A 21,560-nucleotide genomic window follows, 5' to 3' on the forward strand; every position below is an offset into this window, starting at 1 on the left:
TGTTAACAACACATTGTAGTCTGGGAAAAATGAAACTGCACCAGACTACGATAAACTCAAACTCAGTCCAATAAAGCGTGCTCGACCAAGGCTTGCTGTTGCTGTGCATGCAGTGCTGGACTTCCTACAGCAGGCGCGGCAGCAAACTCTCTTCCGGCATAATGCAAGGACTGCTCAGGGCGCAAACAATCTTTTATGTTATGTTGAGAAGAGAACCATACTCCCTGATTTTGTGGCTCTTCCTGACACCAAATAATTTGCTTAGCCTGAGTATATTTATTTAGCTCTGTTGTAAGTGCTTTTTTAGGAAACGGGTATAATTGCTCGATTCGCACTAAAGCAATATGGTTTAATTCTTTATCGCGACGCATTTGCAGTAAATCATAATAAACCTTTCCACAGCACAATACTACTTTTGTAATTTTTTTCGCATCAAGCGTATCAATTTCCGGAATAACGTTATGGAATTCACCTTTAAATAAATCCTCTAAAGGAGAAACCGCTAATTTATGACGTAAAAGACTCTTAGGTGTCATGACAATTAAGGGTTTCCGGAAATTACGAATAACTTGTCTTCTTAATAAATGGAATATTTGTGCCGGAGTAGTTGGCGTGCACACTTGTATATTATGCTGAGCACAAAGTTGCATGTAACGTTCCAAACGCGCTGATGAATGTTCTGGTCCCTGTCCCTCATATCCATGAGGTAACAACATGACTAAACCACATAAACGACCCCATTTTTGTTCACCAGAACTGATGAACTGATCAATAACCACTTGGGCACCATTAGCAAAGTCACCAAACTGGGCCTCCCATAATACTAAGAAGTTTGGAGCAGAGGCAGCAAATCCATATTCAAAAGCCAATACTGCTTCCTCAGAAAGCACCGAATCGATTACAGAAAAAGGTCGATTCAGCTCATTCTTTATTTGCTCGAGTGGAATAAATGTTTCGCCAGTTTCGATATCATGTAATACAGCATGCCTATGAGCAAAAGTTCCTCTTCCAGAATCCTGACCTGATAAACGCACCCCGTAACCTTCCTGGACCAAACTGGCGTATGCCATAGTTTCAGCATATCCCCAATTCATCTGTAGCTCACCTGCAGTCATTTTATCTCGTTCATTTAATAACCGTTGAACTACGGGATGTAATGTAAAATCCTTAGGTAATGCATTCAATTGCTTGGCTAATTTTTGTAAGTTCTCCTTGGTGATCGTAGTATCTACTTTCTCTGTCCATTTTGCATTTACATAAGGAGTCCAATCAATCGCATATTTACCTTCATAATCACCGTGAACCAAATCAACTACTGCCTTACCCTTATCCAAAGTATCACGATAGGCATCTACTAATTGTTCATAATCTTTATCAGTCAACAAACCTTCTTGAATCAGACGCTCGGCATAAATTTCACGTAAAGGGCGCATGGATTTAATTTTTCGATACATGGAAGGTTGAGTTACTGCTGGCTCATCGGCTTCATTATGTCCATGTCGGCGGTAACACACGAGATCAACCACTACATCTCGTTTAAATTTCATTCTGAAATCAAATGCGAGCTTAGTCGCAAATACGACTGCCTCAGCGTCATCACCATTCACATGAATAACAGGTGCCTGAACCATTTTGGCAACATCAGTACAATATAAAGTAGAACGTGCATCTAAAGGATTACTGGTGGTAAAACCTATTTGGTTGTTAATAACAATGTGAACCGTACCCCCTGTACAATAACCACGGGCTTGAGAAAAATTAAAAGTTTCCATCACGACACCTTGGCCGGCAAATGCAGCATCTCCATGAATGACGACAGGGACAACTTTCTCCTTTTTCTTCAGATCGTCACGGCGGCCTAGTCGAGAACGGACAGACCCTTCTACTACTGGTCCAATAATTTCCAAGTGTGACGGATTAAAAGCTAAAGCCAGATGCACTACTGAACCTGAATTTGCTTTTATATTTGAAGAAAAACCTAAATGATACTTCACATCCCCTGTACGTTCGTATTTTACTTTCCCTTCAAATTCCTGAAAAAGCTGGTTCGGCTCTTTGCCTAAAACATTTACCAACACATTAAGACGGCCTCGATGCGCCATACCAATAACTACTTCTTTAACGTTATCTCTTCCAGCACACTCAATAATTTCTTTCATCATAGGAATGAGTGAGTCGCCCCCTTCAAGGGAAAATCGTTTTTGTCCCACGTAGCGGGTACCTAAATAACGCTCTAAACCATCTGCGGCAATTAAATCTTTTAAAATTTGCAGCTTTTTTTCTTTATCCAAGTTAAGACGACCGTGTACAGACTCCATTCGTTCTTGCAACCATTCTATTTCTTCGGTATTAGAAATATGCATGTACTCAATACCAATACTGCCGCAATATGTTTCACGCAGTGCTTGGTATATCTCATTCAGAGTCATTTCTGGGCCATTAAACGTGGTTCCTGCAAAAAATTTTCGGTTTCTATCTACATCAGATAAATGGTGATGCTCCAATTCCAATGCAGGTACTGGGGTGCGTTCTGTCATTTCCAGAGGATCGAGTTTAGCAGCATGGTGCCCCAATGCACGATATGCATTAATTAAATCTGCAATCCGAAATTGTTGGCTATCTGAAGCTTGAACTACAGGCACTGCTTTTTTATCTGCATTCTGCAAAAAATAATCACGAATCTCTCGATGTGAGAATTCTTTTTCGGCACTATTAACCTTAGGCAAAGCACTGAAGACTGCTCGCCAATCGGATGAAACCGAACCAGGGTCAGCAAGATAATCTTCATAAAGACTATCAACATACGCCATACTTCCGCCAGATAAATAGGAAGAAGCCCATTCTTTTTGCAGATCGGAACTGCTCATTTTCTCTCTCCAAAGGGGTATTGATATCTACCACCATTAAAATTGGCTATTCCACTCATCCACGTGGATAAAACAGCTATCCCCGCAAGAGCGGGGATTATCCTTATACTGGTTTAAAGCTCACCAAAGTGCAGAATAATTCTCATTTTTATTGGGAATTACATCTCCTATTTAATGGCCTACCAGAATACCTTTTCATAAAAAAAAAGTATTGTTAGGTTTCTTGTGTCAACATTTGTAAGCGAATATCTGCAATCGCTTTCATTGGATTGAGTCCTTTCGGGCAGACGCTGGTGCAATTCATAATGCTCCGACAACGAAACACACTGAAAGGATCTTGTAATTTATCCAAACGATGAGTGGTTGCCGTATCACGACTGTCTGCTAAAAATCTTCTTGCCTGTAATAATCCAGCAGGACCAACATATTTTTCTGGATTCCACCAATATGAGGGGCATGAACTGGTACAACATGCACATAAAATACATTCATATAATCCATCAAGTAGTGCACGCTCTTCTGGAGATTGCAACCGCTCTTGAGCAGGGGCGACCTCATCATTTTGTAAATAAGGCTCTATACGCTCATATTGTTGATAAAATTGAGTCATATCAACAGCTAAATCACGGATTACTGGAAATCCAGGTAAAGGACGGATCACTATTTTATCTGTCTTCAACTGAGATACATGAGTAATGCAGGCTAAACCATTAGTCCCGTTAATATTCATACCATCCGACCCACACACACCTTCGCGGCAGGAGCGTCTATAAGTTATGGAAGGATCCTGCTCTGCTTTCAAACGCTCAAGTAATGTGAGCAACATGGGATCACTTTTAGCAGGGATCTCCAATTCATAATCTTTCATATAAGGCTTAGCATCCACCTCAGGATTATAGCGATATATTGATACGGTCAATTTTCTACTATCTGCCATGTAATCTATCCTCTTTAGTAAACGCGTTCTTTCGGCGCCAAAGGCTCGACATGTTTAGGTGATGCATTAACCGGTCGAAAATCAATCTTCTCACCTTCCTCAAAATACAGCGTATGTTTAATCCAGTTCTCATCATCACGTTTTGGATAATCTTCACGGCTATGAGCACCACGACTTTCCGTGCGAACAATCGCAGACTGCGCTGTAGCATATGCAGTGACCATTAAATTATCCAACTCTAAGGCACTTACCCGCTCTGTATTAAATATCTTACTTTTGTCTTCTAATTTGGCATGAGCTAACCGTTCGCGCAAAGCCTGAAGACGCTTTAAGCCAGAAGCCATTACTTCTCCGGTACGAAATACACCGAAGTCTTCTTGCATTACGCGTTGCATTTCATCATGAATTGCAGCAGGACTCTCGCCCTCTGTTGAATCGTTCCATCGGTTATATCGCTGCAAAGATGGAGCGATATCTTCATCACTGATGTAAGCCATATCAGGTAATTGATTTGATTGCCATAACTCTTCAACATGCAAGCCTGCAGCGCGACCAAAAACAACTAAGTCCAGTAACGAATTTCCGCCTAAACGGTTTGCACCATGTACAGAAACACAAGCACACTCTCCTACTGCATACAATCCATCTACGATATGTTCATTACCATTAGTTTTGGTGAGTACTTGTCCATACATGTTCGTTGGTATTCCTCCCATACTGTAGTGGCAAGTAGGAACCACAGGAATCGGTTCAACAATTGGGTCAACCCCTGCGAATTTCATAGATAATTCACGAATTCCTGGCAAACGCGACATAATAAGGTCGGCTCCCAGATGATCCAGTTTTAATTTAACGTGATCTATCCCTTTAGGATCAAAACCCTTCCCTGCGCGTATTTCGAGAGCCATAGAACGGGCAACCACATCTCGAGAAGCTAAATCTTTAACCCGCGGCGCATAACGTTCCATAAAACGCTCACCGTCTTTATTAATCAAATAACCACCTTCACCGCGACATCCTTCAGTGACTAATACACCAGCCCCTGCAATGCCAGTAGGATGAAATTGCCACATTTCCATATCTTGCAAAGGAATGCCTGCTCTTAGTGCCATACCGAAACCATCACCTGTATTAATAAATGCGTTGGTTGTAGATTGGTAAATACGACCGGCACCACCAGTAGCCAAAATACAAACTCTTGACTGAAAAAATACTACCTCGCCAGTCTCAATACACATTGCGGTAACACCGGATATATGACCATGGGCATTTTTAACAAGATCAAGAGCATACCATTCACTAAATACATGTGTTTTGGCTTTTAAATTTTGCTGATACAGCGTATGCAGTAAAGCATGCCCTGTTCTATCTGCCGCCGCACAAGTGCGTGCTGCTTGTTCTCCACCAAAGTTTTTAGATTGGCCGCCAAACTGACGTTGATAGATTTTACCATTATCCATACGTGAAAAAGGCAAACCCATGTGTTCAAGCTCATATACAGCCTCTGGGCCTGTTTTGCAGAGGTACTCGATTGAATCCTGATCGCCAATATAATCAGCACCCTTCACTGTATCATACATATGCCAACGCCAATCATCTTCATGTGCATTTCCCAATGCACATGTAATACCGCCTTGAGCAGATACTGTATGAGAGCGAGTTGGAAATACTTTAGATAAGAGTGCGACTTTTAAACCGGAATTTGCCATTTGCAGTGCAGCACGCATTCCGGCTCCACCTGCTCCAATAATTACTGCATCAAATGTGTTACGTGCAATTGCCATGCTACTGCCCCCAAAGGATCATTAAGCTCCAGATAAATTGACTAAGGAGCCATAAAACGACTAACATTTGTACTGATAAACGCAAAGCAGTACATTTCATATAATCTGTAGTCACAGTCCAAATACCTATCCATGCATGCAATGAAAGCGCAAACAAAGCAATGAGTGATGCAATCCGAACTAAGGTATTGGAAAAAAGAGCGTGCCATTGTGCGAAGCCCAATTCAGGATGCAATAATAAAAAACCAATTATAAAAAAAGAATAAACAGCGAAATAAACTGCTGTAACTCGTTGAATCAACCAATCCTTTAAGCCATTACCTGTTAAGCTGGTGACATTATTTACCATATCCAGAATCCTAGAAAAATTGACAAAATAATGGCAAGAATAATGACTACAACAGCAGAACGCCGAGCAGCATCAAGATGCTCACCAAATCCCATATCCATCACAAGATGCCTAATCCCTGCAAGCAAATGATATACCATTGCAGCGCCAAATGCCCATACCACCACTTTATAAACGGGATGAGATAATAAGTCTTTTACCCGTATAAAGGCTTCTTCCGATTGCATTGATTGACCAAAAATATACAGCATTATGGGTAACAGTAAAAATAAAACCACCCCTGAAATCCTATGCAAGATGGACGCTATAGCCATAGGGGGATATTTTAAACTACCCAAATCCAGATTGACGGGTCTCTTTTTGTTCACTGTGAGTTTCTTCCTTAATTAGAAAAAGTTAATTAAATAAAGCACAAATGCGAAGTATAGCACTCTGTTTTTATCGTGCAAGATTAAGACGCTATGGAATTCAAGCAAAAAGTAACTTTGATCCACTGTAATGCAAATATTTTTAGAATTAAGTGAATTACTTTTCTGATCGCGATTTATTCAACTATGAAAAATAACTTGCAGCATATGAAAATATGACTTACTGACTGAGGACAATGATTAATTAACAGTAACTAATTTTTTTTATTCAACTTGCTGTATAATTAACACGCTTTAATTTTTATAGGTTAATATTCCATGCCAGAAATTGAATTTAATTCGCAAGAAGTAAGACTGATCGACTTAGCCTCCAGAGGCCTTTTTCAAACTGTAAACAGCCAATACATAAAATCAGCTTTAACCATGGCTAAAATTCGACCCAAGGTGATTGATGAAGCAATAAAAAAAGCAATAATTTCAGCATCTCAAGTTTCAACAGAAGAAGCCGAGAGACGATGGAATATAGTTGTAATGTTATGCAGTTTGAAATCGAAGACTCATCAACCAAGTCAAAAAGTTGTAGACCGAACGTTAGAGCAAGCAGCAGTAGCCGCAGCTAAAACCAATAATTGGAAATTTTTTATCGCGATCATAAACTTAACCGACCCAGCCTGTAAACCAAGTCAAGCAGCAATAGACAAGACATTAGTGAATGCAGCACTAACAGCGACTAAAACAAATAATTGGGATTTTGTGATCGCGCTTTTAAGCTTAACCACCCTCCGTCGACCAAGTCAAATAGCTGTGGACAAAGCATTCGAGTTAGCAACAGTAACAACACTTCAAACCAATAATTGGAAGTCTGTTATTGCTCTTGCAAGCTTAGCAGCTCCCGTACTCCAACCCACTAAAAAAGCAATCAATACAAGTTTGGAACTGGCGCTATTACGGATGACACGATATGAACGTCATGGTGATATAAACTCCTCTTCTAAGGTATGTGAGGCAATTAAAGCCATTATAAGTTTGCAACCTCCTGCAAATGCACCTGATAAAGAGTTTGTGGATATGGCACTCAACCTTCTACAAAGACGAATCGATAAACACTTCATTAAATCAGCCCAATATGGAGAGTGGGAACAGGTTTTGAATTATTTCATTCAAGACCAATGGGGTAAACCCTCTCAGAAGGCAATGAATTGTGTATTAACTTATGCATTAACAGCAACAGCAGGGGAAAGTACTCAAGTGGAAGTTTTTAAGGCTCTTTGCAGTTTTATGCAACCCGACAAAAGAACCTCTGGTAATTTGTTGCACATTGCGGCCAGAACAGGACACATTGATGTTGTCCAGCTGCTTTGTAATTTAGATGAACAGAATAAACCTTCCCTTTATTTCATTAAAAATGCGTTACAAATTGCACAGTACGCTGGGAATCATAAAATTGCCCGTTATCTCTCCTATGAAATAATGCATCAGCATCACTTAGAACATGATCCTTTAGCTCTGACAAAAACCATACTTACAGACTACTGTGATCATCATACTACTATGAGTAATCTATTTAATACCCAACTAAAGCAGGTTAAAAAAATTCTTGCAGCAGTAAAACGAACAGACAAAGAAACAGAAGAAGATGTTAGAAATAAAGCAGCCATGGAGGCTGTGAACCAATTAAAGGCTATGAGTGAAGTTAATAAGGAATTAAAAATTTGCATTGATTACATTGAGGTACATTGCCGTAAAAATGAAGATACTCCTTCAATTAAAGCAGTGCTTTGATTCAATACCATTTGAAAATTAGAAAACCTCAGCTCAGAGAATTTAAGATATAAAACACTTATCTTTTAGGACCTGAGCTAGGGTTTTTATGTGGCTGTCTGTATGTATCACGTGGGGATTCAGAAGGATACCCATACTTATCCGCATTTTGTTTGACAATTTGTAAGTAACGCTCACCCCACGCACCAGGATCAAAGTTAGTTACCACAACGTTATAAGGTAAATTGATAATTGATTCAAAAGCTTTTCTTTGAGGGAGCAAATGTCCGCCGAACGCTACTTGTACTTCCGTTTCTTTATCAATGCCGCCTTCTTTTAAACGCTCAACCAATATATAAATCATTTTTTCTATGGTCATATAAAGTTTATACATTGACATGCCAGCAGAGAGCATCTCTTCACTTTTAGAAGTAGACAATTTTGAACCTGCATCAAGAATAGGATATACAAATTCATACTCGTCCGTTCCTGGGATACGTTCTGGTTTGAGAACTATTGGAGGGGAAATAATATCTAAAGTCGGAGAAACAATGTAAAGTTCGAAATCAGCCCAATGCCACCAGATTTGATAAACCCGCTCTACTAAAGTTATAGGATCGTTTAAATCCTCTTCCATTTGCAACTTGCGAAAATCGATGCTGTTCTCGTTATTATCAAGAAGTTCAAAGTTTTCTTCAGTAGGAATATCTGATTCATCAGCCATTTGTATACCGCATTATTCAAGACTATATGATTATTATATTAGCCCAAATTTGATGAATGAGCACGAAAGTTAAAATAACTTAAGTAAAAAACCCGTAAAAAAATGTAACTCGAACATGCAGCAAATTATAAAAGATATTGATAATATTCAGGGGAGTTAGAACGACACTTAAAGCATGTGCTTTGACAATTCGCCTTTTCCTGACACTTCCGTATTACGCCCTTACCTATCCATAAGTCAAGCATAGGTTGTAATGCTGGAAGATCCAAGCGAAATTCTCGAGTCAATTGTTGCGTGCTCACGACACCTTCACGGCAAATGTAATTACGTATTTGCAACAACATGATTCCTCCTTATGCTGCGTTTGGTGTATTGGCGCAACCCTATAGCAAAAAATAAAACGAATAAGAATACGATAATTCCAAGAATATTTTGTTCCGAACTCTGAATCCATTTAGCCGCTTGATAAAATGAAACTGCTACAATATAGGCAATCACAAAAGACCAAACTACAGAAATCCACATATATTTTCTGTTTGCTTCTTGTCGAATTACCGCCATAGTAGAAACACAAGGAATATAAAGAAGAACAAACAACAGATATGCATATGCCCCTATTTTTCCATCAAACCGCTGTGCCATTATTCCATATACTGACTGAGCTACTGGATTATCTGCCGCACTAGCTAATACAGGATTTAGCAAAGCAGAACCTAGTTGAGCTAAATTCTGCGGAATAGACCAAAAGGCCGCCTTAATACCTGCTAAAAAATCAAAGTGTGCCGTGACAACTTCACCCGCATGACCTATCTGTGCATAGAGTGAATTTAATGTACCAACCACAACCTCTTTGGCTAACATACCGGTTAACAACCCTACTGTTGCAGGCCAATTATCTTGATGAATCCCCATAGGTGCAAATAAAGGAGTAATCCATTGCCCCATTAAAGACAATAATGACTGAGTACTGGCCTCACCCGAATTAACTCCACCATTTAAAGTAATGGCATTTAAGCCGCCTAAAATAACACAAATTGGCACAATTAATTTACCTGCCCGTACTATAAAAAAACGAAGTCGCATAAAAGTTTCTTTAAATAATCGCTTGAGTGCAGGTTTATGATAAGCAGGAAGCTCCAAAATTAATGGAGAGGCATTTCCTTTTAACATGGATTTGCGAAAAATAAATCCCGTTAATACAGCCATCAAAATCCCTATAAGATACAAAGAAAACACGACGTTTTGTCCACCGGAAGGGAAAAATGCAGCGACAAATACAGCATAAATAGCAAGACGAGCGCTACATGACATAAAAGGACTCATCATTATCGTTAATAACCGATCACGCTCTGAATCTAAGGTACGCGCTGCCATAATCGCAGGAACGTTGCAACCAAAACCAACAATCATCGGCACAAAAGACTTGCCAGGCAAGCCCATTATCCGCATTGCTTTATCAACAACAAAAGCTGCTCTTGCCATATATCCAGATGTTTCCAGCAAAGATAAGAAAAAAAACATCGCAGCAATAACGGGGATAAACGTTAAGGTGGTATTAATTCCTTTACCCATACCATTTGCCAATAAAGCAATCAACCAATTGGGAGCGTGAATCTGTTGTAATAACCAGGCAGTACCTTGTACGAATAGTGTATCGGTACTGATATCAAAAAAATCTTGAAACGCACCACCTACATTAATTGCAAATAAAAACATCAAATACATCATGGCAAAAAATATAGGGAGGGCAAAAAAACGGTGCAACATAATCTTATCGAGTTTTGCTGTAAAATGCTCACTGGCATCGCTGAATTTTTTCTGTACAGCAATAACCAAAGTATGTATTTTATGATATCGAGCATCAGCCATTACTATATCAAGGCTGGGTTCCACTTCGTTCAATAAAGTCAAATCGTTAGCAATCTCCTTGCCGAATAACAATCCATCTCCTTCAGCAAGTCTGCGCGCATAATAATAAGCAAGCGATTGGCTATAACCTTCACGAATTAATGTATTTTCCAGGGTCATTAATGTCTGTTGTATGGATTTAGATACAGGTAATGCCCAAGGAATAATCGTCTGAGGCATTCGAGTCAGCTCTTGCATCAGCTGAGGAGTACCTACCTTTTTATGTGCCTGAATCGGAATAACAAGGCAACCTAATTGTTGTGACAAAGCATTTGGATCTATGGATATACCTCGTTGCTGGGCAATGTCCATCATATTCAGTGCGAGTAATACCGGTTTACCTAATTCCAGGATTTGGGTGGTCAAATACAAATGCCGTTCGAGATGACAGGCATCGATCACATTAATGATGCAATCTGCTTCCATAGTAGCAATAGACTGAGCAGTAATTTGCTCATCCTGACTGATACCATCCGCATTAGCTACCAAAGAATAAACTCCTGGCAAATCAGTCACTTCAAATCGTTGTTGGTCTACGAAGAATTCTCCCGTTTTCTTTTCAACCGTAACACCCGGCCAGTTTCCTATACGTTGATTGTCCCCAGTCAATGCATTAAATAATGTAGTTTTACCGCAATTAGGGTTGCCTACTAACAGCACATGAGTCATATACGCTCCAAAATCAATTGACTCGCCTCTTCCTTGCGCAACGTTAAAGCAGTTCCTCTGACTTCAATTTGTATAGGGCATCCTAAAGGGGCAATTCGGACAACTAAGAGTTCTGTACCACAAGTTACACCTAAAGATAAAAGTCTACGCCTGTACTGCATATCGGTCGTGCCAAAACCGGTTAACCGTACTCTATCACCTTGTATCAACTCTGTAATTTTTATCATGTCATAACAGCAACTCGTGAAATAACCTAATTTTAGCACAAATGAAATCGAGAATCATTCTCAAATAAGAAAAAAAATATACACCATTTTAATCAGATTCATTCATAGTTTGGGTGAGAAATAAAGCAAGCTCCAGAAAATAGCCGCTAACACTGAACTAAGAATTATCTGCAATGAATTCCTTAAGTTCTCTTTTGGGATGACGTGCCAAATAATCCACTGATTGCATTTCCAATAAACGACTTAAGGTACGTTTAAAGGTTTCTTTCATTTCACCCTCGGTATACAACTCGTCAACCGCAACTTCTGCGGAAATAATAATATTAATTCCACGATCGTACATCACGTCAATGAAATGAATGAACATAATGGCTTGTAACGTATGATTTACTGTTAATGCAGGTATTCTACTTAGAAAAATAGTATCAAACTTATCTGCAAGCTCTAAGTAATCCAGTTGGCTACGAGGTAAGTTACACAGAATATCAAAGGAAAACCAAATTGCCTTTTCAGCACGCTTGAGATAAGGGATCTCTCGATTTTGAATCGTAATAACTCCATTTTCCTTAAATTCACTCGCTAAAAGTGTGAATTGTTTTTTCATGGTTTGGGCAGTATGCTCATTTAAAGGAAACAAATAAGCATCTACTAAAGGAGTTCGCCCAATACGATAATCTCTTTGTTCATTTAAATACAGCACGTCGCAATGAGCTTTAATTGCTGCAATAGCAGGTAAAAATCGTTTTCGATGAACTCCATCTCGATACAAATCATCAGGGGGTATATTCGAAGAAATTACCAAAATAACGCCATTTGCAGTCAAAGCCTGCAATAATTCAGCTAAAATCATGGCATAGGCAACATCATGCACCATAAACTCATCAAAACAAAGTACGCGTATCGTTTTTGCCAATTCTTTAGCAATTTTACGAAGTGGATTTTTTTGTCCTTGCAATCGCCTTAACCTGGCGTCAACTTGTTGCATGAAATGATGAAAATGAAAACGTGCCTTCTTTTCTTCTTCAAGACAATCATAAAATAAATCAACTAAATAGGTTTTTCCCACGCCAACAGGACCATAAAGATATACACCTGTGACCCGAGATTTAATTAATGGATAGAGCCAAGATGAGTTCGATTTTTTGACGTTATCGACAAGGTGTTGCAAACGTATCAATATTTCACGTTGTAAAGGATCATCATCAATTTCACCGCGATGAATTGCAGCTTCATATTGAGTAATCAACTTCATCATAAAACAACCTGAGAATGAACATATTCCATGAGCTTTGTTTTCAGCTCTATTAATTTTCCATGAAAGAAGTGGCCTGTATTGGCAAAACGAATTACCGGTATTTCAGGTTTGCTTTGGGAAGCAAAATCAAAAACCAAAGTAGAAGAAACCACCTCATCTTCATCACCTTGTATCATGAGCCAGGGATATGGCGCGGGGTTAAATTCATGATAATCATAATGATGCACTGGTGGAGCTATCGTAATTAAGAATTGTGAATCCGATTGAGCTGCTGCACGATAAGCCACGTAAGAACCAAAAGAAAAACCAGCAAAAATGAGTTTCTTATCGGGTTGCTTCTTTTGCCATTCACGAACCAAAATCAACATATCTTCGCTTTCACCAATCCCTGAGTCGTAAGCTCCTTCTGATTGGCCTACACCACGAAAATTAAAGCGTAATGAAGGAATACCTAATTCTCTAAAGGCACGTGCTAATGTAGTAACTACTTTATTGTTCATGGCGCCCCCTTGTAAGGAGTGCGGATGGCCCAAAAAGGCTATAAAGGCAGCGTGATTTTGTTCTGGAACAGTTAAAACTGCTTCCAGTTTCCCAATTGCTCCTTGTAAAAACAAAGCATGTTCCCCAGGGATAGCTAATTTTTCAGTGATTTGCATAAAAAACCCGTTATCATAAAGTACATTTTCACGCGACTACTCTGAGCTTTCCACAGCAGTGGACTACGCAAAGCATGAATGATAACTCAGAATTATAGATGAACAAAATGCATAGCAAAAAGAATCAATACCAATAATAAAACAAGCCTTCTTCTAAGCGCTTTATTTTTTAGGTGGTTGTTTATATCAAATATTATTTACTCTACTGCTGTGTTTAAGCACTAGAGGTGTTTGGACGCCTCTAGTGTGACCTCACGTGTAAGTTATAGATTATCCAATCTATTACATCTTAGTTTTGCAGTGCAAGAGTACTGGTAGTGCCTTTCTCATTATTCAATGAATAATTCATTTTCTTCCTTAATAGCTCGCGAGCGGGTTGCTCAATGTAATAATGAAGTAGCGTAGCAGCTCCAATACCAGCCCCTAAATTAAGTATAAGAGGTAAATGATGGGGATATATAATATGATCAATAATTATTTGAACCATGAGTGCAGATAAATAAAGAGCGTAAGAAATTTTGCCCATGAAAAATGCTAACTTATTTCCAAAAAACAATTTGGACAGTCCCGAGTTATTGGAAAGGCCCATGACAATCAATGCAGCAGGAATTACTGTTTGCCATAATGTAGCACAGTAACAATTCAGAATAAGAGATACGCCAATTAGAGTTAAAACATCATAAATTATAACATTACGCGTCCATATTTTGATCTTTTCTACTAGAAAATACACGCCACACCCCCATAGGAAGGCCCAAAAAAATAGCACTAGGGAAATTCCATGAGCAAATTGACGACCTGGATTTAGAAATTGATGTGCTATTCCCCAAGTTATAATAGCATCATAAAAAGGATACCTTAACTGAGAATAAATTATTGCCAGGATGACTAACAATAACCATAGAGAAGCCTTAGCAAGTCTGCGGATGAATAAAGGAAAAAGCAGATAGCTAAAAAACTCGGTACTTATTGACCAAGAAGGTTGATTCCACGAAAGAAGCTCTGTGAATCCCCACGCGTGAAGTACAGTAAGGTTTAATATGAATGTTTTCCATGTATTATTCGGATCACCATCAATTCTAATCAACACCAAACCAGCATAAAGCATAAGCGTCACGAAATGTAGTGGATATACTCGAGCAAATCGAGCAAACATAAAACTACGGTATCCGATTGTTTTTTGTGCAAACTTAGAAGAATACACATATGAAAGGATAAAACCTGAAAGCACAAAAAATATTGTAACGCCCGAGCCACCCAAACGAGAAAGTTTCATTGCAAAAGCATCACCTTGCCATCCCCACGTTGCATGTAAGAAAAAAACCCAAAGTGCAGCATATCCACGAAGACCAGTTAAACCTTTTATTTCTGTCGGATCAGAATTAGCAAAGAATTTCCTATTTAATATTTCCATTATAAATTTCTCATTTCAGCTATGAAGATTATGTTAATTAACGCTAATTCAGTCTCTTAAACATTATCAAATTGTCATCGATATTAAATCTAATTGCACATTGGCTTTATCTGAAATTAAACGGGCATATAAAATAAGTGCATTAGATTTTGAGAGAAGCTGGTTTAAGACTTGGGCTTCCATGTGAGTACCTGAAAGTATTTTCAAAAACACAAAAATGGCTCTCAACAGATGCCCTCCCCTAATTGTACCTTTGCCGGCGGTAGAGCATACTACAAACTAGAATAATATGGTAGAGCAGATCTTTATCCGGTATGTAACTTATCAGTATGAATTGAAGAAGATTCTTCTCTTACTAAAAAACACGTGTAATTTATCAATCGGCCTCATTTTATTTTGCAATCGATTGACAGATTTTTATGAGTCAGCTGTTTATCATCGAATTGTTTATTTAATCCTCCTCCCAAAAAATCAACTGCTTCTCAACTACCTGAATTTGCAATATGATAGCCATTGTGCCGCTTTTGAATAGCTGTACATAATGCGCTGACCCAAGTTGGCAGTGACGTTCATTTTTAATTTTTTTTGGAGGACTTGATCCATGCGACAGGTACCTGTAGTGTGTCTCGCTTTTCATCTTAATGCTTACTTCATTTCATTAAGGAGTAACGCATGAAAATCCATGATTTTAAAAGTAAAAAAGAAGAACAGAAAAAAATTTCCATGATTACCTGCTACGATTATCCTTCCGCCCGTATTGTAGCTGAATCAAATATTGATTGTGTTTTGGTCGGAGATTCAGTAGCCATGGTAGTACATGGATATGAAACAACCATTATGGCTACTATGGAGATGATGATTCTTCATACCCAAGCTGTAGCACGTGGTTTAAAACAGCAATTTTTAATCACTGATCTTCCCTTTTTAAGCCATAAAAACTCACTTACGCAAACTGTAGAAAATGTAAAATGCTTACTCCAAGCAGGAGCACATGCCGTGAAAATTGAAGGAGCTGATGCAGATACCTGCCAGACTATTTCTTATCTTGTCAATGCAGGTGTACCCGTTATAGGTCATATCGGCTTAACACCTCAATCCATTCATCAATTAGGCGGCTATAGAGTACAGGGAAAAAACCAGGAACAAGCAGAAAAACTTATCCAGCAAGCTCATCAGTTAGAAGCAGCAGGCTGTTTTGCTCTCGTGCTCGAATGCATTCCTCAACAGCTGGCATTAACAATAACTAAGTCATTAAGTATACCCACTATTGGCATTGGAGCGGGTTCTTGTACCGATGGACAAGTGATTGTTTGGCATGACATGTTGGGTTTACAAACTGATTTTAATCCCAAGTTTGTTAAAAGATACCTTCAAGGCAAAGAAATTCTGTTGAATGCATTAAATACCTATGTTCAACAGGTTCAACACGTTAGTTTTCCAGCAACTGAACATTCATTCTAATTGGGGAGCAGAATAATCTCTTACATTGCTTGATGTATTTATTTAAGAACAAGGCAATGAGAATTAATAATTGTTCAGGGGGTACGCTTTGAATCTTGGTCGAAAGTCAGATTTGAGCTCAGGCTGAATGAAAAATACGATGAGAAAGCGCAGCATACATCAGTATATGAGCTTTTATCAGGGTATTTTTCGTTCAGGATAAGTAAAATATGGCTTTCCGGTCATAGGACGAGAGTGCTTATGAGAATTATTCAGCTCACAAATTCCTTAGGAGTAACTCATGCAAATTTTTCACAATCTCGACGAATGGTTATGCTTTCGTAAATCTTTATCTACTGAATTAACTCTGGGCTTTGCACCAACAATGGGTAATTTGCATGCTGGACATGCGTCTTTATTTTTAACCAGCCAAAAAGAAAATGACCATACTGTTTCTAGTTTATTTGTAAATCCCACGCAATTTAATCAGGCTGAAGACTTTAAACATTACCCTAGAACATTAGAAGCAGATCTCAAAATTATGCAAGATTCCGGTGTTGATTATTGTATTCTGCCCGATGAAAAATCAATCTATGCTGATGAATATAATTATCAAGTGCATGAACGCAAGCTTTGTCAACTCATGGAAGGAACTCATAGACCTGGACACTTTAATGGTGTATTAACCGTTGTCATGAAATTATTGAATTTAGTTAGGCCGCATCGGGCTTATTTCGGTGAAAAAGATTATCAACAATTCTTATTAATCCAGGGAATGGTTAAAGCATTTTTTATGGATATCGAAATCAAAGCATGTCCCACCATTCGTGAATCAAGTGGTTTGGCATACAGTTCCCGCAATAACCGACTCAATAAAAAGCAAAAAGCTTTAGCCGAAGAATTTGCAGTACTATTCCAACAAAAAGCACTAACATGTGCTCAAGTTATAAAAAAATTAACAGCAAAAGGGATTATGGTGGAATACATTGAAGAACACCAGGGCCGTCGTTTCGCTGCGATACGTATTGATGACATCCGCTTAATTGATAATTATCTATTAGGCTAAAATTGCAGATACTGTCTTTAAAAGCAAGACGCCTTTTGGGGAAAATTTGGTTTGCTTTTAAAGACAGTATCTACAAATCTACAATAATTCTGGAATTGCTTCGTCTGGAAGCTCTTCTGTAGAGGGTTGTAAAACAGCTTGCCGATATGACATGCCAAGAGCTGTAGATTGCGCAGGAATACCAGCCCAATGAGTATTTTCAGGTAAACATTCCCCTTTCATGAGCAAAGAAAGACTGCCTAAGGAAGAATTTTTCTCCATTAATGTGTTGTAAAGAACAATTGAACCTACGCCAATATTACAACCAGAACCAATAGTGACGTGAGATACTTTAAATATTCTATCTTCATAGAGATGAGTTTGGATTATTGTTTCAGCATTAATACAAACATCATCACCGAGGGTAATTAAGTCAAACTCAGAAAACTCCGCGCTATCTGTGAAAATCCTCTTACCTGCTTTAGTTCCCAGGCAACGATGCACCCAAAGCGCAAAAGGGGTTCCTAAAACTTTATTGGTCCAATGCGGATTCGTATAGTAGTTATATGAGTATTCAATCACATCATTTTTCCAAATAAAGGAGTCCCACATAGGTTTAGTTAAAGGTTTTAATTTTCCTAAAATTCCCCATTTTAGAACTACCAATATACCAACAAGACAGACGGTAATGAACATCTCTGTTGGTGGCAGAACCAGTGCTGTAACAAACCACGAATATTCGCTCAACATATAATCCAATACATAAAGCATATTGAACAATCCAATCAATGAAAATGTTGATGGTAAAATAATTCGCATAAACTCAATAAATAAACGCATGCAGTAGCGTTTTTTCGATGGGTAAAATGTATCTTTATCAGAAAAACCAACAAATAACTCTCTCTTTGGTAGGAATACAGCCGGAGAACCTAACCAAGCAGAATAAGGTTCCATTGCTTTGTCGCCTGGTGGAGTCATTGATAAACATCCTAATAAGCCACCTTCACCCATGGATTTACCCGCAGACAATAAACTTACATTCCCTACAAAAGCTCTACGTCCAATCGCCACCGGAGCAAAAGAAATGAACCCATTGTATACATGAGGCCAAGCTAATGCGACTGAACTGGCAGTAAAACCACCTTCTTCAATAGTCACCAAGTCAGGAATAATATGGGGTGTTTCTCCCATTTCTACCCCTTTACCCAGTTTTGCCCCCAATAATCGTAAAAAGACTGGCATATATAAAGTATCAGCCATAACTGAGACTTCATCCCCATCCAGCAATTTCACCATGATCCAATGACGGAAATAGTAAACGCTCTTTAAGGGATAATTACCAGGTTTGACCTTATCTATAATAATCTTTTTACAAAGCACAATGCAGAAATAGTATAAGCTTAAAAAAATGATTGCCCCCAAAGGTATGGCAAAAAACATCGTTGTAAAATAATGGCCTTGGTCATAGTAATAACTAATCAAAGAGATGGAGGGGAATAAACATAAATAATATATCCCCATTACAAAAACGATGCCTAAGTAATGCAAAATACCAAAAAGAGAATTTTCCAGTATGCTCGATTCTTCAACGGTAACTTTTTTTCGAGTAATATGGTCAACAGGAATAGAGCCGGAAACTGCGGGAGAACCTGAAAAATAGGTTCCTTGAGGAATTAAATGATGATCAGGTAGCATGGACATTTCATCCAGGACTGCATTGTCTTCCATCTGAGTATTTAGGCCAACTACTGCCCGCGAACCTACATAACAATTATTGCCGATACTGATGGTTCCTATTTTTAACCACCCATCTTCAACGATATAACCATTAAGTCTGCAATCAGCACCAATAGAAGTATTATCTCCTATAGTTAATGAATCATGGGCAGAAATCTGCATGGAACCCAAATAACAATTTTTACCTATTTTGGCTCCTAATAAGCGATAATAAATCCCGGCCAATGGCGAACCAACTAAAAATTTAGCTAAAAATAAATTCTTTTGCAGTCTTTGTACTAACCACCAGCGATAATAGAACCATCCCCAAAGTGGATATTTTCCAGGCTTCACTCGCCCCAGTAAGAGCCATTTCAAACAGATCGTAAACAATAACGAAATGATTGGCATAGATAAAAATAATGCTAAAAACGTAAGCTGTGATTCTCTGGAAATAATTGAATACTCAGAACTAACCCAGCTGTAACACAAAATAACAGCAAGCAGTTGTAAAGTGCCTACCGCATATTGCAATAAGCAGCCAAAAAACTGACCAATACCACATAAATAGTATTTCCATTGTGGCACACTGTACTTTTTGGAAGTCGAATTATTTTCATCAACGTGTACATTGAGATTAGGATCACTAAATTTCTGTTCCAACTGAGCAATCGTTGGATTTTTATATAAATCCAAAATTGATATGTTTTTTAAAGCAGATATTTTGCGCAAATTAGAAATCACTTTTGCTGCATGCAATGAGTGTCCACCTAGATCATAGAAAAAGTCTGCATTTACAGAAATATCCTTACAATCAAATACTTTTTCCCAAACGAGTACAATTTCCTTAGCCAACTCAGACGTAGGTGCCTTATAAAGGTTATCTACTTTTTGTTGCACGGGTTTAGGAAGTTCCTTGCGGTTCACCTTACCACTAGCTAAAACTGGAAAAGTTTCCAAAACTTCAATTACAGTGGGGAGCATATAATCGGGTAAGCGTGATCTTAAAAAGACTTTAAATTCATTTGCATCGAATGCTTTATGCGTGTCAAGAATCAAATAAGCAACTAAAATAGGCTGCTCCAGTATTTGCAAAGAGACCACTGCCTGTTTAATTCCAGTATATTGCGTAATAACGGTTTCAATTTCATTTAATTCAATGCGAAATCCACGCAATTTGACTTGATCATCCACGCGTCCAGCAAAATGCAGATTACCGTCAGGATCTCTTGAAACTAAATCACCTGTTCGATATAACCGTTGATTTTTATTTACAGGATTTAAAACGAATTTTTCTGCTGTAGTCTCTGGTCGATTAACATAACCACGAGCCAATGCAACTCCAGCAATACAAAGTTCACCTTCCTCACCCTCTGCTACTTCCTGCAATTGCTCATCCACAACGAGTACTTCGTAACCCGGTAAGGGTTTACCAATAGTAATTTCTTGATCAGGATGACATTCTGCATAAGTCGCAATAATCGTTGCTTCGGTAGGGCCATAAGTATTGATAATGCGTAGACCCTCTCTACTCCAGCACTTAACCAAACTGGGTGGGCAAGTCTCTCCCCCCAAGATTAAAAGACGCAGATCAGGTAATTGTCCTTCTAAAGAAGACAACAAAGTAGGAACGGTTGAAAAAACACTAACCCGGTGTTGTTGTAGAAAGGAAATCAGACCTAAACCGGATCGTACCTCTTTTGCAGTACACGCAACAAGGGCAGCGCCATTGGCAAAGGCCATCCAAAACTCTTCTAAAGAAGCATCGAATGCCAATGAAAAACCCTGATATACCTTATCATTACTCTTTATATCATAAAGTTTGCTCGCAACCTCAACGTAATGGCAAATGCTGCGTTGCGTAATTTCCACTCCTTTGGGCTTTCCTGTTGATCCCGAAGTATAAATGATATAACACAAATCATTGGTGCTTAAATCACCTTGGCAAGTTAGTCTATGCGTGGGGTAGTTGGAAATTTCTTTGGCAAGCTTATCAACTGCATAAAAAGTTGGCCATGTCAGATTTTTTTGGGCCAATTGCATAGAAGAAGTTAAAACTGCATCAAAGGACAGATCAGAAAAAATATAATTAATACGATTGTCTGGATAATCTACTTCAATAGGTACATAAACTGCACCTGTTTTTAAAATAGCAAGTAGAGCAACATAGCACTCTATAGAGCGCTCTAGTAGAATACCTACAATGCTACCCTCGGCAATTTTATTCTCATAGAGATAATGAGCTAATTGATTCGCACGATTTTCTAATTCCTGATAGGAAATAAATGCATTATCACAAATCAAAGCAATATTGCTTGAATAATTATCAACTGATTGTTCAAAAAAATGATGCAATTTCATAGTGTTATATTTCGGGTGAAGAACTCAAATTTGAATTGACTCCTACTAATTGCGCCATTTTTCACAATTTAGATTGATT

The 21,560-nt window shown here is 38.5% G+C and carries 16 protein-coding genes; 3 read left to right on the forward strand and 13 right to left on the reverse strand.

The features are described from left to right. Positions 1-62: 62 nt before the first annotated feature. From Ltuc_RS13610 to sdhC, 5 genes are all read right to left on the reverse strand, one after another. On the reverse strand, positions 63-2,867 hold the full coding sequence (locus Ltuc_RS13610; RefSeq protein ID WP_058521903.1) for a 2-oxoglutarate dehydrogenase E1 component: 2,805 nt from the start codon (positions 2,865-2,867) through the stop codon (positions 63-65). A 214-nt stretch (positions 2,868-3,081) separates the two neighbouring features. After that, the gene (locus Ltuc_RS13615) at positions 3,082-3,804 is read right to left on the reverse strand and encodes a succinate dehydrogenase iron-sulfur subunit (protein WP_058521904.1); all 723 of its coding nucleotides are present in this window, start codon (positions 3,802-3,804) and stop codon (positions 3,082-3,084) included. Between the two features lie 14 nt (positions 3,805-3,818). Beyond that, on the reverse strand, positions 3,819-5,588 hold the full coding sequence (sdhA, locus tag Ltuc_RS13620; RefSeq protein ID WP_058521905.1) for a succinate dehydrogenase flavoprotein subunit: 1,770 nt from the start codon (positions 5,586-5,588) through the stop codon (positions 3,819-3,821). Position 5,589: 1 nt separating this feature from the next. Further along, positions 5,590-5,937 (reverse strand): succinate dehydrogenase, hydrophobic membrane anchor protein, encoded by a 348-nt coding sequence (sdhD, locus tag Ltuc_RS13625; RefSeq protein WP_058521906.1) that lies wholly within the window; start codon positions 5,935-5,937, stop codon positions 5,590-5,592. Then, positions 5,931-6,305 carry a succinate dehydrogenase, cytochrome b556 subunit gene (gene sdhC / locus Ltuc_RS13630; protein WP_058521907.1) on the reverse strand — a complete coding sequence of 125 codons (375 nt, stop codon included), beginning with the start codon at positions 6,303-6,305 and terminating at the stop codon, positions 5,931-5,933. Before sdhC ends, sdhD begins: the two co-directional genes overlap by 7 nt. A 318-nt stretch (positions 6,306-6,623) precedes the next feature. Between sdhC and Ltuc_RS13635 the strand changes: the two genes are divergently transcribed. Continuing rightward, positions 6,624-8,087 carry an ankyrin repeat domain-containing protein gene (locus Ltuc_RS13635; RefSeq protein WP_058521908.1) on the forward strand — a complete coding sequence of 488 codons (1,464 nt, stop codon included), beginning with the start codon at positions 6,624-6,626 and terminating at the stop codon, positions 8,085-8,087. A gap of 58 nt (positions 8,088-8,145) precedes the next feature. On the opposite strand, the gene Ltuc_RS13640 is transcribed toward Ltuc_RS13635, so the two are convergent. From Ltuc_RS13640 to Ltuc_RS13670, 7 genes are all read right to left on the reverse strand, one after another. Then, complete coding sequence (locus Ltuc_RS13640) at positions 8,146-8,790, reverse strand: hypothetical protein (RefSeq protein ID WP_058521909.1); 645 nt, start codon at positions 8,788-8,790, stop codon at positions 8,146-8,148. A 125-nt stretch (positions 8,791-8,915) separates the two neighbouring features. Continuing rightward, a complete protein-coding gene (locus Ltuc_RS13645; RefSeq protein ID WP_019234566.1) occupies positions 8,916-9,134 on the reverse strand; it encodes a FeoC-like transcriptional regulator in 219 nt (72 codons plus the stop codon). After that, the gene (feoB, locus tag Ltuc_RS13650; protein ID WP_058521910.1) at positions 9,115-11,367 is read right to left on the reverse strand and encodes a Fe(2+) transporter permease subunit FeoB; all 2,253 of its coding nucleotides are present in this window, start codon (positions 11,365-11,367) and stop codon (positions 9,115-9,117) included. The genes Ltuc_RS13645 and feoB overlap by 20 nt, the downstream gene beginning before the upstream one ends. Further along, the gene (locus Ltuc_RS13655; protein ID WP_058521911.1) at positions 11,364-11,594 is read right to left on the reverse strand and encodes a FeoA family protein; all 231 of its coding nucleotides are present in this window, start codon (positions 11,592-11,594) and stop codon (positions 11,364-11,366) included. The genes feoB and Ltuc_RS13655 overlap by 4 nt, the downstream gene beginning before the upstream one ends. A gap of 157 nt (positions 11,595-11,751) precedes the next feature. Beyond that, complete coding sequence (gene zapE / locus Ltuc_RS13660; protein WP_058521912.1) at positions 11,752-12,846, reverse strand: cell division protein ZapE; 1,095 nt, start codon at positions 12,844-12,846, stop codon at positions 11,752-11,754. Next, positions 12,846-13,505, reverse strand: coding sequence for an alpha/beta hydrolase (locus Ltuc_RS13665; RefSeq protein WP_058521913.1), 660 nt, complete (start codon positions 13,503-13,505; stop codon positions 12,846-12,848). The genes zapE and Ltuc_RS13665 overlap by 1 nt, the downstream gene beginning before the upstream one ends. Before the next feature lie 289 nt (positions 13,506-13,794). Next, entirely contained in the window at positions 13,795-14,919 is a 1,125-nt protein-coding gene (locus Ltuc_RS13670; RefSeq protein WP_058521914.1) for an acyltransferase family protein, read from the reverse strand. A 672-nt stretch (positions 14,920-15,591) separates the two neighbouring features. Between Ltuc_RS13670 and panB the strand changes: the two genes are divergently transcribed. Together panB and panC are read left to right on the forward strand one after the other, a co-directional pair. Beyond that, positions 15,592-16,380, forward strand: a complete 789-nt coding sequence (panB, locus tag Ltuc_RS13680; protein WP_058521916.1) for a 3-methyl-2-oxobutanoate hydroxymethyltransferase — start codon at positions 15,592-15,594, stop codon at positions 16,378-16,380. A 280-nt stretch (positions 16,381-16,660) separates the two neighbouring features. After that, positions 16,661-17,425, forward strand: coding sequence for a pantoate--beta-alanine ligase (gene panC / locus Ltuc_RS13685; RefSeq protein ID WP_058521917.1), 765 nt, complete (start codon positions 16,661-16,663; stop codon positions 17,423-17,425). 78 nt (positions 17,426-17,503) lie between these two features. Here the strand turns inward: panC and Ltuc_RS13690 are convergent, their stop codons facing one another. Continuing rightward, positions 17,504-21,481: a Pls/PosA family non-ribosomal peptide synthetase gene (locus tag Ltuc_RS13690; RefSeq protein WP_058521918.1), complete on the reverse strand. Its 3,978-nt coding sequence runs from the start codon at positions 21,479-21,481 to the stop codon at positions 17,504-17,506. Positions 21,482-21,560: the final 79 nt, after the last annotated feature.

It is taken from the genome of Legionella tucsonensis, from assembly GCF_001468035.1.
Taxonomy (GTDB): Bacteria; Pseudomonadota; Gammaproteobacteria; order Legionellales; family Legionellaceae; genus Legionella; species Legionella tucsonensis.